The sequence below is a fragment of the Pseudomonas sp. DW-iso17 genome (assembly GCF_058725345.1).
In genome coordinates this window covers 76611-88930 of sequence record NZ_JBZXEA010000045.1, presented here as the reverse complement: position 1 = coordinate 88930, position 12320 = coordinate 76611, and the positions used below count along the sequence as shown (strand labels likewise).

The window sequence follows — 12320 nt, the reverse complement described above, 5'->3', positions numbered from 1 at the left end:
GTTAAAGTGTCGCCCTCTGCTTCCAGGCCTGTGATGACCCTGATGAATCCGTTAGACGTTTTGCGCGACTCCTTCCGCTTTACCCAGCGCAACCTGGGCGCCATCGTCCAGCTGTGCCTGCCATTGGTGATCCTCGAAGCCTTGCTGCAACTGGTGCTGGACCACACGCTGGGCCCGGATGCGTTTCCCGGCTACAGCGTGGTCGTGGGTTTATTGGTGTACCCGCTGTACACCGGCGCCCTGATCCTGTTTCTCGACGCCCGCACCCGGGGCGAGTCGCCGCGTACCAAGGATGTATGGGCCATGGCCCTGAGCCTGTGGCCGCGTTTCGCCCTGCTGACGGCGATGAGCACCTTGCTGATTCTGCTGGGGCTGTCGCTGTATTTTCTGCCGGGCTTGTGGCTGATGGTGGTGCTGGCGTTTGCCGAATACCTGCTGGTATTGCGCGGCATGCCGGCGCTGGCGGCGATGAAGGAAAGCTTTCGCCTGACCCGCGGGCATTTCTGGCGGATCCTGGTATGCCTGCTGTGCGTGATGACGCCGTTGTGGCTGCTCAAGGGTGCCAGCGTGGCGGCGTATCCCGAGCCCGCGCCGCTGCTGGGGCTGTTGATGGACAGTGCCCACAGCTTCCTGCAACTGTTCACCAGCGTGGTGCTGTTCCGTTTATTCATGCTGATCGGTGGCGACGCCGACGTGCGGTGATATGCTCCGTGGCTCTTCTGACACGCATATAAGCCGAGCCGATGACCCGTTTATTGCGCATCACCCTGTTGAGCCTGTTGATCATCGCCGGCCTGCTGGCCGCGCTGATCTACAGCCTGACCTGGCGCCCTGCCGACAAAGAGACCCTGCCCGTCAGCTGCGTGGCACCCCGTGCGCCGACACTGTTGCCGGGGCAGGCGCTCAAGGTCATGACCTGGAATGTGCAATACCTGGCCGGCAAGAACTACGTGTTCTGGTACGACACCCCGGACGGCAGCGGGCCAGACGATCGCCCCACCGTCGAAGACATGGCCTTTAGCCTCGACGAAGTGGCGCGGGTGATTCGCGACGAACAACCCGACATCCTGCTGTTGCAGGAAGTCGACGAAGGCGCCAAGCCTTCCCATTATCAGGACCAGCTTGCGCTGTTGCAGGAGCGTCTGGTGGACCTCTACCCCTGCAGCGCCCAGGCGTTCGACTGGAAGGCCGACTTTGTGCCCAGCCTGCATATCTTCGGCAGTGTCGGGCGCAAGCTCGCTACGCTCAGCCGCTATCAGATCGAACACGCCGAGCGCCTGCAACTGCCGGCCGCCGAAACCAACTTCATCAGCCGGCAGTTCCAACCTAAACCTGCGTTGCTACTGACTTACCTGCCCTTGAGCGATGGCGGCCAACTGGCGGTGCTCAATACACGCCTGGACGGCGGCGCACCTGGCCGCTCGGCAGCGCAACAACAAGTGCAAGCCACGGCCAAGCTGCTGGACAAGTTCGAAGGCCGGGGCACGCCCTGGTTGATCGGCGGGGATTTCAATCTGCTGCCACTGGGCCAATACCTGCGCCTGGACGCGGCTAAGCGTGGGCAGTATGCGCCGGACAGCGAGTTGCACCTGCTGTGGGACAAGTACCCGATGATCCCGCGTAACAGCGAGTCCAGCGGGATTGATCGAGAAAAATGGCTGACGCACTTCCCCAATGACCCGAGCCTGGACGGGCCGGATCGCACCTTGGATTATCTGTTCTACAGCCCGCGCATCAAGCGGGTGGAGGCGAAGGTGAGGCAGGAGGACACATTGCGCATTTCCAACCATCTCCCGGTTATCGCCCGCTTCCTGCTGCCTGCCGCGCAATAACCCACACCCTTAATCTTTTGTGGGAGCTGGCTTGCCTGCGATGCCGCCGATGCGGTCTTTCAGTGACACCGCAGCGATGCGATCGCAGGCAAGCCAGCTCCCACATTTGAACTGCATCGCGCCTACTTACGCGGCTTGATCCGGGCCGTCGCTTCGGCCACCAACGGGTCATCCGGCCAGTAATGCTTGGGGTAGCGCCCTTTCAAATCCTTCTTCACCTCGGCATAGGTACTGCGCCAAAAGTTCGCCAGGTCCTGCGTGACCTGCACCGGTCGCCGCGCCGGGGACAGCAGGTGCAGCTTCACGGCCAGGCGCCCACCGGCAATGCGCGGGGTGTCTGCCAACCCGAACAATTCCTGCAAGCGCACCGCCAGGATCGGCGGCTGTTCGCTGTAGTCCAGGCGTACCGATGACCCTGAAGGCACTTTCACATGCTGCGGCGCCAGCTCTTCCAGGCGTTGGGGCAAGGGCCATGGCAGCAGGTTGTGCAGGTAGCTGGAAATATCCAGGTTGGCGAAATGGCTGAGGCGCGAGACCTTGCCCAGGTAAGGCATCAGCCAGTGCTCCAGGCCCGCGAGCAGGGCCTTGTCACTGATGTCGGGCCACTCGCTGGTGTTGCCGGCATCCAGTTGGCGCAGCAGCATCACACGGGCTTGCCACTGACGCAGTTCCGGGGTCCAGGGCAGCAGTTCCAGGCCTTTGCGGCGCACCAGGTTGACCAGCGCCTGGCTGCGAGCGGATTCGTCGAGGCCGGTCAGGGGTTCGCGGCTGAGCACCAGTTCACCGACTTTGCGTTGGCGCTCGGCACGCAAGACGCCTTCGCGCTCGTCCCAGTCGAGTTGGTCGACGTTGCGCACTTGCTCGGCCAGCACCGTGTCGAACAGCGCCGGGGCAAAATCCGCCGCCAGGTAGATGCGCTCTTCACGCTGGCCCTGGCGGCTGCCCAGGTCGGCGATCACCAGCCAGGGTTGTTTCATCAGGCTGTCGGCTTCGGCAAACAGCGCTGCTCGGCCATTGGCCAGACGATATTCAGCGCCACCAGGGCGCCGTTGCTGGGCGACGCGGTCCGGGTAGGCCAATGCCAGCAAGGCGCCGAGCCAGCGCGGGTGGTCGGGGTTGTCCACCGGCAGGGTCGCCTTGCCGCGCAGGTAGCCACGGTATTGCCGGGCCAGTTGCTTGGCGCGCTGCACGCCCCCCTGGGTGCCGCGCGCACGTTCTTCACCGGACATCAGCGCCAGGCGGCTGTGCAAATCGGCACCGCCGCCGCGCAAGATGTCGCGTTCGCCCAACAAGGCTGCCACGTCGCAGGCGGTGGCGGCGAGGCCCAGGTCCTGGCCACGTAATAACAGATGGGCGATACGCGGGTGAGCCGGCAACTCGGCCATCTTCTGGCCATGGGCAGTGAGGTTTTCTTCGTCCAATGCACCGAGGCGTTGCAACAGATCTTGGGCCTGGGCATACGCGGCAGTCGGTGGTACGTCCAGCCACACCAACTGGTTGGGCTTCACACCCCAACGGGCCAGTTGCAAGGCCAGCCCTGCCAGGTCAGCGGCGAGGATTTCCGCGCTGCCATAAGCGGCCAGACCGTCGTGCTGGTCTTCGGACCACAACCGGTAACACACCCCCGGCTCCAACCGCCCTGCCCGGCCGGCGCGCTGGGTGGCGCTGGCGCGGGAGATGCGCTGGGTGTCGAGGCGGGTCATGCCGCTGCCGGGGTCGAAACGCGGCACCCGCGCCAGCCCGGCGTCGATCACAACGCGTACGCCGTTGATGGTCAGGCTGGTCTCGGCGATGTTGGTGGCCAGCACCACTTTGCGCTTGCCGGCCGGCGCCGGGTCGATGGCGGCGCGCTGGGCGTTGAGGTCCAGCTCACCGTGCAACGGGCATAACAGTACATCAGGGCGATCACCCAAGGCCTCAGTCAGTTGCTGGTTGACCCGGCGAATCTCCGCCTGCCCCGGCAGAAATACCAGCACACTGCCGGGCTCGTCATGCAGGGCTTCGAGGGTAGTTTGCACCACGCGCGGCTCGATAAACTCCCCGGCCTGGTACGGCCGCCCCCAGCGCATCTGCACCGGGAACATGCGCCCTTCACTGCGCAGGATCGGCGCGTCATCCAGCAAGCCCGCCAGGCGCTCCCCTTCGAGGGTGGCCGACATCAGCAGGATCTTCAGCGGCTGCTCGTCGCGAAACAGCTCGCGACCGTTAAGGCTCAGGGCCAGCGCCAGGTCGGCATCGAGGCTGCGCTCGTGGAATTCGTCGAAGATCAACAAGCCCACGCCGTCCAGCGCCGGGTCGTCCTGCAGGCGGCGGGTGAGGATACCTTCGGTGACCACCTCGATACGCGTATTGGGGCCGACTTTGCTGTCCAGCCGAATGCGGTAGCCCACGGTCTCACCGACCTTTTCACCCAGTTCACTGGCCAGCCGCTCGGCAGCAGCACGGGCAGCCAGGCGCCGGGGTTCGAGCATCAGGATGGTTTGCCCGGCGAGCCACGGCTCATGCAACAAGGCCAACGGCACGCGGGTGGTTTTACCGGCGCCGGGGGGCGCTTCCAGCACGGCTTCATGGCGATGCGCCAAGGCGTCACGCAGGGCGGGTAAAACATCATCGATCGGCAACGAATTCATACTGGCTCCAAAGCAGAGCGGCGAGTATAACGGCGAACTGCCGAGTGCCGATGCGGGTCTTAAAAACACCCACGCTTTGGGCTGTGAATGCAGTCGAAGGTGGGAGCTGGCTTGCCTGCGATAGCGGTGTGACAGTTGCCGCTGTATTTCCTGAACCGTCGCAATCGCAGGCAAGCCAGCTCCCACATTGGTTCATCGGCGCCTGGCCGATCTGGCTTATAGTCACCCTTAAATATGTTCAGGAGACTTTTTCATGCGTATCGCTTCCCGTGTCATCGGCGGTGTCCTCGCCGTTACCCTGCTGAGCCAACTTACCGCCTGCGGGTCGATTTTCTACCCCGACCGTCGTGGCCAGATCGATGGCAAGATCGACCCGACCATCGCGGTACTCGATGCCCTCGGCCTGTTGTTTTATGTGATCCCCGGCCTGATCGCCTTCGGTGTCGACTTCGCCACGGGCGCCATTTACTTCGAACCGGGCAAGACCGCCCAGGTCGCCCCCGAGAAACTGCACGAAGCCATCGGCGCTGACGGCAAGGTCGATAACGCCAAGCTGCAAAGCATCATCCAGAAAGAAACCGGCCGCACCTTGCCGCTGGACGACCCACGCCTGATCCAGTTCAGGGGCAGCGTGCAGCAACTGGCGGCCCTGGGCCTGCAGCCTGCCGCGTAAGGACAGCTCATGACCAGCAGCCCCGAACACGCAAGGCTCTTGCGCCTAGCCACCCGCGCCTCGGTGGGCGTGGCCTGTGTGTTGATTGTGACCAAGGCCATCGCCTGGTGGCTCAGCGGCTCGGTGAGCATGCTCGCCGGGTTGACCGACTCGCTGCTCGACGGCGTGACCTCGCTGCTGAACTTGCTGGCGGTGCATTACGCCCTGCGCCCCGCCGATGACGATCATCGTTATGGGCATGGCAAGGCAGAGTCGCTGGCGGGTATGGCGCAAGCCTTGTTTATCGCCGGCAGTGCGGTACTGATTGCGCTCCAGGCCTATGAACGGCTCAAGCATCCGGAGCCGGTCGGCGCACCGTGGCTGAGTATCGGCGTGATTATCTTGTCGCTGGGGCTGACCATGGCCCTGCTGATGCTGCAACACCGCGTGGTGCGCGAGACCGGCTCCAACGCGGTGCGTGCCGACTCGCTGCATTACCGCTCAGACTTGCTGCTCAATGGCAGCATCCTGATTGCGCTGGTGTTGGCAGGCTTTGGCTTTCATCAGGTCGACGCCTGGTTCGGCCTGGGAATCGCCGCTTACATTCTGTGGAGCGCGATCCAGATCGCCCGGGAAAGCTTTGCGGTGTTGATGGATGAAGAGCTACCGCCGGATGTCAGCCAGCACATGCTGGATCTGGCCCGTGGCGTGCCCGGCGTACTGGGTGCCCACGACTTGCGTACGCGGGTTTCCGGCAACCACTGGTTTGTGCAGTTGCACCTGGAGTTGCCGGGGGAATTGACGCTGTCGGTGGCCCATGGCATCAGCGACCAGGCCGCCGATGCCATTCACCGGGAATACCCGAAAGCCGAAGTGCTGGTGCACGCCGACCCACGGGAAGTGGTCACCGGTAACAAGGCCTAGTACTGCACCTGATACCCCCGACTGCCCAGGCAGTTGCCCTGGGCCTGGCGGTAGGTTTGCACCACCGCAGGGTCCGGGGCGTAGGTGACGGTGCGCGGGTCGAAGCCACTTTGTTGCACCGCCCAGCGATAACAGTCGTAGCCGTCCTGCTGTACCTGGGCTGGCGACTGGCCGTTGGCCGGGTAAGCCACCACGTCATAACCGTTGCCTTGAGGCGTCGGCGGAGGTGATGGCACCTGCGTCGGAGGTTGTACCACCACGTATTGTTGGGTGCTTTGCTCGTAGGCGTAATAGGCGCCTGCGGCGAGGAACAACAGCGAGCCGCCTACCCACACTTCACGTGCGTAGTCCGGCAGGTAATGCACGCGGATGCCGTAGGGCGGCGTCACCACCACGTAGCGCGGGCCTTGGGGGCGATACCAGTAGCCACCGGAGAAAAAGTAGTCCTGGCCACGGTAAGGCACGCGGTAATTGCGGTCGGGAAAACGGTCGATGACATAACCAGGGCGATGTTGCGGGCCCGGGCCCCAGCCGTTGCCATGCCCGTCGGGGCGGCCTGGCCAGCGGTTATCACCGGGGCGATCGTTACCCGGACGCGAACCGGGGCCGCCGGCCTCCCAATGCCGGTTGTCATCGGGGCGTCTGGGAATATCACGGTAATAACCCTGGCGCGGCTCCTGGGTCTGGCGCGCGGTATCGGGCCGGCCCTGGATCGGCAGGTTATTGGAGGGTTGCGGTTGCGGTGCTGGTCGCCCCGGCTCATGACCTTGAGGCCGACCCTGCCATTGGCCACCCTCGTGCTGGCCGCCACGATCACCCTGCGGGTTTTGTGGGCGTGGCTGATTGTGCTCAGGCCGTTGCCCCTGGCCCGGTGAGTTATCGCGTTCGTCGGCCATCGCCTGGGAGCCGACGCTGACCACCAGCAAACCAACACCTGCCATACGCCAGATGCGCTTCATGCTTTTCCTCACTGCGGATTGGGGCTTGATCATGAGACTGGAAAAGCCTCGCCCGGTTCTGAGACAGGTTATCAGTCACGAGAACTATTTTCTGAAGGCAAAACGCGCACAAAGAAAAAGGGGTGACCCGTCGGCCACCCCTTGAGAATTTCGTCCTGGCTCAACGCTTTTGACGTTGGCTCACCTCACGCCGTCTTGTGGACAGTGTGCAGCCTGGAGGCCGGCTCAACCCTGCTGGGGCGGCGGCCGCAACGGGCCTGATTGGGCGCGTTGCTGTGGACTGTTGTCCAGGCGGTGATTCTGTTGGTAATCATAGGCGTGCCGGGCGGGCAGAGGATTGCGAAGATTGCGTCAATAAACAGTGCTTGCGCAATTTTTAACCCTTCATGGATAATTAACCGCAATAGTTACGACAAAGGCCAACCCAATGAGCAAGCTTGACCGATACGACCTGAGTATTCTGGCAGAATTGCAGCGCGACGCGAGGATCTCCAACCAGGAGCTGGCCGAACGCATCGGCCTGTCGCCTTCGCCCTGCTCACGCCGGGTCAAGCAATTGGAGGACGACGGCTACATCGCCCGCCAGGTCGCCCTGCTCGACCGCAAGATGCTCGGCCTGAGCCTCACCGCATATGTATTGATCGGCATGGACCGTCACACGCCGGAACGCTTCGAGAATTTCGAGGCCGCCATCCGCACCCTGCCGCAAGTGCTGGAGTGCAGCCTCGTGACCGGGATGGATGCGGACTACCAGTTGAAGGTGGTAGTGCCGGACATGGATCACTATCAAAAATTGCTGCTGGGGCATCTGACCCGGATCGAAGGGGTGACCAGCGTGCGTTCCAGCTTTGTGCTGAACCAAGTGCTCAACAGCACCGAACTGCCCCTGACCCACCTGCGCACCTGAGAACAACGGTGGGAGCTGGCTTGCCTGCGATGGCGGCGGGCCAGTTTGCATCACGGTACCTGACAGACCGCTATCGCAGGCAAGCCAGCTCCCACAGTTCGATGGTGTAGGACTCAGGTCAATGTTGCGTTTGTGACGCTGCCGTATACTGCTCGCTTGTCTTGTCGGAAGAGTCCCATGAACAACATCGACCCCGCCCTGTTTGAAGAATGGATGATGACCGGCCTGGTCACTATCCTGATCATTTTCATGGGCTTTATCGTCTGGGACCTGGCGAAAAAATCCAAGGCCGGGCGCTTTGGCTCATTCATTTTGTTTTTCGTGCTGGGCCTGGGCGTGGCCGCATTCATCATCAAGAGCGTGGTGATTGGCTTGATCGAGTCCGGCGCTTTATAGGCGCGCCGGTACTGCTTTCCATTGGCCTTGATCCAGGCCGTCGATAGACCAGTCGCCAATGCGCACGCGCACCAGGCGCAGCGTCGGCAGGCCCACTGCTGCGGTCATGCGCCGTACCTGACGGTTGCGCCCTTCACGAATCACCAACTCCAGCCAATGCGTCGGCACGCTTTTGCGAAAGCGTACCGGCGGGTTGCGCGGCCATAACGCCGGTTCATCCAGTTGCCGAGCCTCGGCAGGCAAGGTCATGCCATCGTTCAGCTCGACACCATCGCGCAGACGTTGCAGCTGTTCTTCAGTCGGCTCACCTTCCACTTGCACCCAGTAGGTTTTCGCCAATTTGTGCTTGGGATCGGCGATGCGCGACTGAAGCTGGCCATCGTTGGTCAACAGCAGCAAGCCTTCGCTGTCACGGTCCAGGCGCCCCGCCGGGTAAATACCGGGAATATCGATAAAATCCTTGAGCGTCGCGCGCCCGCCTTCGTCGCTGAACTGGGTCAGCACATCGAACGGTTTGTTGAACAGGATCAGCTTCGGCTCGGCCGGTGGCGCCTTGGCGACACGTCGAACAGGCTGCGAAGGTTTCACGCCTGGGCGGCGCGAATCGGGACGGGTAGGACGGGACATGGCAAAGGAACATCTAACGGTCAGGACCGACAATGCTAGTGGCCTGACCGCCAAATGACCATCCCAACCGCTTAGCGGAACGGCGGTTCGTCGAAGCTGCGCAGTTTGCGCGAGTGCAACGAGTTGAGTTCGGTGCGCAACAGGTCGACCGCCTCGATGCCGATCTTCAAATGCTGGCTGACCGCACGCTCGTAGAACGCGTTGGCCGAACCCGGCAGCTTGATCTCGCTGTGCAGCGGCTTGTCGGATACGCATAACAAGGTGCCGTAAGGCACGCGCAAACGGTAACCCTGGGCGGCGATGGTGCCGCTTTCCATGTCCACGGCCACGGCGCGAGACAGGTTGATCAGCGGCCGCTCCTGGGCCCAGCGCAGTTCCCAGTTACGGTCGTCGTAGGTCAGCACGGTACCGGTGCGCAGGCGTTTTTTCAGCTCTTCGCCTTTTTCGCCGGTGACTTTCGCCGCCGCTTGCTGAAGCGCCAGCTGCACTTCGGCCAGGGCCGGGATCGGGATGTTCGGCGGTACTACACGGTCCAGAATCCCGTCGCGGCGCATATAGGCGTGGGCCAGTACGTAGTCGCCGATGGTCTGGGATTGGCGCAAGCCGCCGCAGTGGCCGATCATCAGCCAGCAATGCGGGCGCAATACGGCCAGGTGGTCGGTGATGTTCTTGGCGTTGGACGGGCCCACGCCGATGTTCACCAAAGTCACGCCGTGGCCGTCAGTGGCCTGCAGGTGATACGCCGGCATCTGGTAGCGGTGCCAGACCACGCCGGCGGCAATGGCCGAGGCTTCGCCGTGGTCCATGCTCTTGTCGATCACCACGTTGCCGGGCAGCACCATACGGATAAACCGCGGGTCGCTGCGCAGTTGCTCCAGGCCATGCAGGATGAACTGGTCAACGTAGCGGTGGTAGTTGGTCAGCAGGATCCACGGCTGTACATGGCGCCAGTCGCTGCCGGTGTAATGCACCAGGCGGCGCAGGGAAAAATCCACACGGGCGGCATCGAACAGGGCCAGGGGCAGCGGGTCGGTGTTTTCCCAGTCGTACAGGCCATCGGCAATGCCGTCGGTGGCGGCGGACAAGTCGGTACTGGGGAATACACGGGCCAGGGTCGCGGCGGTGACGCCGGAGCCGGCCAGTTCATCGCCCTGCTCCACCACGTACGGATATGGAATGTTCTGCTGGCTGACGCCTACTTCCACCGTGACGGTGAAGTCGTGCATCAGCGGCACCAGTTGCTCCAGCAGGTACTTACGGAACGCGGCCGGGTGGGTCACGGTGACGCTGTAGGTCCCCGGCAGTTGCACCTTGGCATACGCCCGAGTGGTTTGGGGGACTTCACCGTGGCAGTGGTAGGTCAAGCGCAGTTCCGGGTAGCGAAACAATGCGCGCTGCTCGGCGTCGGGCTCGACGCGGTCCTTGAGGTATTGCTTGAGCGCCTGGTTGAGCGCGCCAGTGGCACGCTCATGCAGCGCCGCCAGCCGGTCCACGGCTTCTTCGGCGGTTTTAACGACAACAAAAGCTTCGGTCACGGTAAGCATCCTGTGTTCTGACTTGCAGGCCTTTATCTTGCCTGTATCCAAGCCTCACCGAAACACCAGAAGTGGAATGCGTTGATAGGTGGGAGCTGGCTTGCCTGCGATAGCGGTCTATCACCTACATAATTGCTGGCTGGACCACCGCTATCGCCGGCAAGCCAGCTCCCACATTTGGATTGTGTTTATTCAGAGCGATTGCGGGGTTGAGCGGGCGACAATTGCTTCCACGTCGACGCCACGCGGCAAGGTGCCATATACCCGCCCCGACGACTCACCCAACCGGCTGGCGATAAACCCATCACTCACCGCCGCATTACCCGCCTCCAGCAACAACTTGGCCTGTAACGCCAGGGCGATGTCCTCGGTCAGTTGCCGCGCCCGATACTGGATGTCCTGGGTGTCCATGAATGCCGCCTTCAACTGCTCGATATGCCGCGCCAACCGCTTGTCGCCGTGGCCATCGCCCAGCTCCACAAACAACGCCTCCAGTACCCCCGGCTCTTTGGACAGGGCACGCAATACGTCCAGGCACTGCACATTGCCGGAACCTTCCCACGTCGAATTCACCGGTGCCTCGCGGTAAAGGCGCGGCAGGATGCTGTCCTCCACATACCCGGCGCCGCCCATGCATTCGGCGGCTTCGTTGATCATCGCGGGCGCGCGTTTGCAGATCCAGTACTTGCCCACGGCCGTGACCAGCCGGGCGAACTTGGCTTCATGTTCATCATCAAGATGATCCAGGGCGCGCCCCATGCGCAGGCTCAAGGCCAGGGCCGCTTCGCTTTCCAGGGCCAGGTCGGCCAGCACGTTCTGCATCAGCGGCTGCTCGCTGAGCACGCGGCCACCCACCTGCCGATGAGCGCAGTGATGGCTGGCCTGGGTCAGCGCCTGACGCATCAAGGCGCTGGAGCCGACCATGCAATCGAAGCGGGTCATGGCAACCATTTCGATGATGGTTGGAACGCCGCGGCCTTCTTCACCGACCATCCACGCCAGGGCGCCGCGAAATTCCACTTCGCTGGAGGCGTTGGAGCAGTTGCCGAGTTTGTTCTTCAAGCGCTGGATGTAGAACTCGTTGCGCGTGTCATCCGGGCGGTGCCGGGGCAGCAGGAAACAGGTCAGGCCCTTGTCGGTCTGGGCCAGGGTCAGAAAGCCATCGCACATCGGTGCCGAGCAGAACCACTTATGCCCCACCAACTCGTAGGCTTGGCCAGGGCCACTCGCGCCCACGGGGTAAGCGCGGGTGGTGTTGGCGCGCACGTCGGTGCCGCCCTGCTTCTCGGTCATGGCCATGCCGATAGTAGCGCCGGCCTTGTGGGCGATGCCGACATTGCGGGGGTCGTATTGGGTACTGAGGACTTTAGGCAGCCAGAGGTCCGCCAGCTCCGGTTGCAGGCGCAGGGCCGGGACGCAGGCGAAGGTCATGGTCAGCGGGCAGCCGCTGCCGGCTTCGGCCTGGCTGTGCAGGTAGGTCATCGCCGCACGCGCCACATGGGCGCCCGCCTGGGGATGGGCCCACGGCAACGACGGCAGGCCATGCTCGACGGCGGTGCGCATCAGCTCGTGATAAGCCGGGTGAAACTCAACCAGGTCAATGCGATGGCCATAACGGTCATGGCTGCTGAACACCGGTTTGTTCTGGTTGGCCAGGAAGCCGGCTGCCATCAACGGCCCACCCGCCAGCGCGCCGTAGGCATCAATGCGCGCTTGGGCCCAGCCGGCGCCAAAGCGGCGTGACCATTCCTGCAAAGGCAAGTCGATGCGATACAGGTTGGTGCCGTCCAGGGACGGTGGCTGGTTGGTGACGTCGTGGGTTTCGGCAAACTGATGCAGGTTCATGACGGGCCTCCTG

The 12320-nt window shown here is 63.0% G+C and carries 11 protein-coding genes; 6 read left to right on the top strand and 5 right to left on the bottom strand.

The window, feature by feature from the left end:
- Window positions 1-42: 42 nt before the first annotated feature.
- Together AC4PS6_RS24110 and AC4PS6_RS24105 are read left to right on the top strand one after the other, a co-directional pair.
- Window positions 43-702, top strand: a complete 660-nt coding sequence (locus tag AC4PS6_RS24110) for a DUF7847 domain-containing protein (protein WP_336827049.1) — start codon at window positions 43-45, stop codon at window positions 700-702.
- Window positions 703-743: 41 nt separating this feature from the next.
- Entirely contained in the window at window positions 744-1832 is a 1089-nt protein-coding gene (locus AC4PS6_RS24105; RefSeq protein WP_122300812.1) for an endonuclease/exonuclease/phosphatase family protein, read from the top strand.
- Between the two features lie 122 nt (window positions 1833-1954).
- Here AC4PS6_RS24105 and hrpB read toward each other — a convergent pair whose 3' ends face one another.
- The gene (hrpB, locus tag AC4PS6_RS24100) at window positions 1955-4462 is read right to left on the bottom strand and encodes an ATP-dependent helicase HrpB (RefSeq protein ID WP_336827050.1); all 2508 of its coding nucleotides are present in this window, start codon (window positions 4460-4462) and stop codon (window positions 1955-1957) included.
- Between the two features lie 253 nt (window positions 4463-4715).
- Between hrpB and AC4PS6_RS24095 the strand changes: the two genes are divergently transcribed.
- Together AC4PS6_RS24095 and AC4PS6_RS24090 are read left to right on the top strand one after the other, a co-directional pair.
- A complete protein-coding gene (locus tag AC4PS6_RS24095; RefSeq protein WP_019818055.1) occupies window positions 4716-5135 on the top strand; it encodes a hypothetical protein in 420 nt (139 codons plus the stop codon).
- Between the two features lie 9 nt (window positions 5136-5144).
- Window positions 5145-6038, top strand: a complete 894-nt coding sequence (locus tag AC4PS6_RS24090) for a cation diffusion facilitator family transporter (RefSeq protein ID WP_060766661.1) — start codon at window positions 5145-5147, stop codon at window positions 6036-6038.
- On the opposite strand, the gene AC4PS6_RS24085 is transcribed toward AC4PS6_RS24090, so the two are convergent.
- Complete coding sequence (locus AC4PS6_RS24085) at window positions 6035-6997, bottom strand: DUF6515 family protein (protein ID WP_198833176.1); 963 nt, start codon at window positions 6995-6997, stop codon at window positions 6035-6037. The genes AC4PS6_RS24090 and AC4PS6_RS24085 overlap by 4 nt on opposite strands.
- Before the next feature lie 427 nt (window positions 6998-7424).
- Here AC4PS6_RS24085 and AC4PS6_RS24080 point away from each other — a divergent pair, with 427 nt between their 5' ends.
- Together AC4PS6_RS24080 and AC4PS6_RS24075 are read left to right on the top strand one after the other, a co-directional pair.
- Window positions 7425-7904, top strand: a complete 480-nt coding sequence (locus AC4PS6_RS24080; RefSeq protein WP_003194418.1) for an Lrp/AsnC family transcriptional regulator — start codon at window positions 7425-7427, stop codon at window positions 7902-7904.
- A 186-nt stretch (window positions 7905-8090) separates the two neighbouring features.
- A complete protein-coding gene (locus AC4PS6_RS24075) occupies window positions 8091-8300 on the top strand; it encodes a DUF2788 domain-containing protein (RefSeq protein WP_025999909.1) in 210 nt (69 codons plus the stop codon).
- Here AC4PS6_RS24075 and AC4PS6_RS24070 read toward each other — a convergent pair.
- The 3 genes from AC4PS6_RS24070 to AC4PS6_RS24060 form a co-directional block, all read right to left on the bottom strand.
- On the bottom strand, window positions 8295-8927 hold the full coding sequence (locus tag AC4PS6_RS24070; protein ID WP_019818056.1) for a pseudouridine synthase: 633 nt from the start codon (window positions 8925-8927) through the stop codon (window positions 8295-8297). The two genes, AC4PS6_RS24075 and AC4PS6_RS24070, sit on opposite strands and share 6 nt — an antisense overlap.
- 71 nt (window positions 8928-8998) lie before the next feature.
- Window positions 8999-10471 carry an AMP nucleosidase gene (amn, locus tag AC4PS6_RS24065; RefSeq protein WP_161981173.1) on the bottom strand — a complete coding sequence of 491 codons (1473 nt, stop codon included), beginning with the start codon at window positions 10469-10471 and terminating at the stop codon, window positions 8999-9001.
- Window positions 10472-10654: 183 nt separating this feature from the next.
- The gene (locus AC4PS6_RS24060) at window positions 10655-12307 is read right to left on the bottom strand and encodes an acyl-CoA dehydrogenase family protein (protein ID WP_038451618.1); all 1653 of its coding nucleotides are present in this window, start codon (window positions 12305-12307) and stop codon (window positions 10655-10657) included.
- Between the last annotated feature and the right edge of the window lie 13 nt (window positions 12308-12320).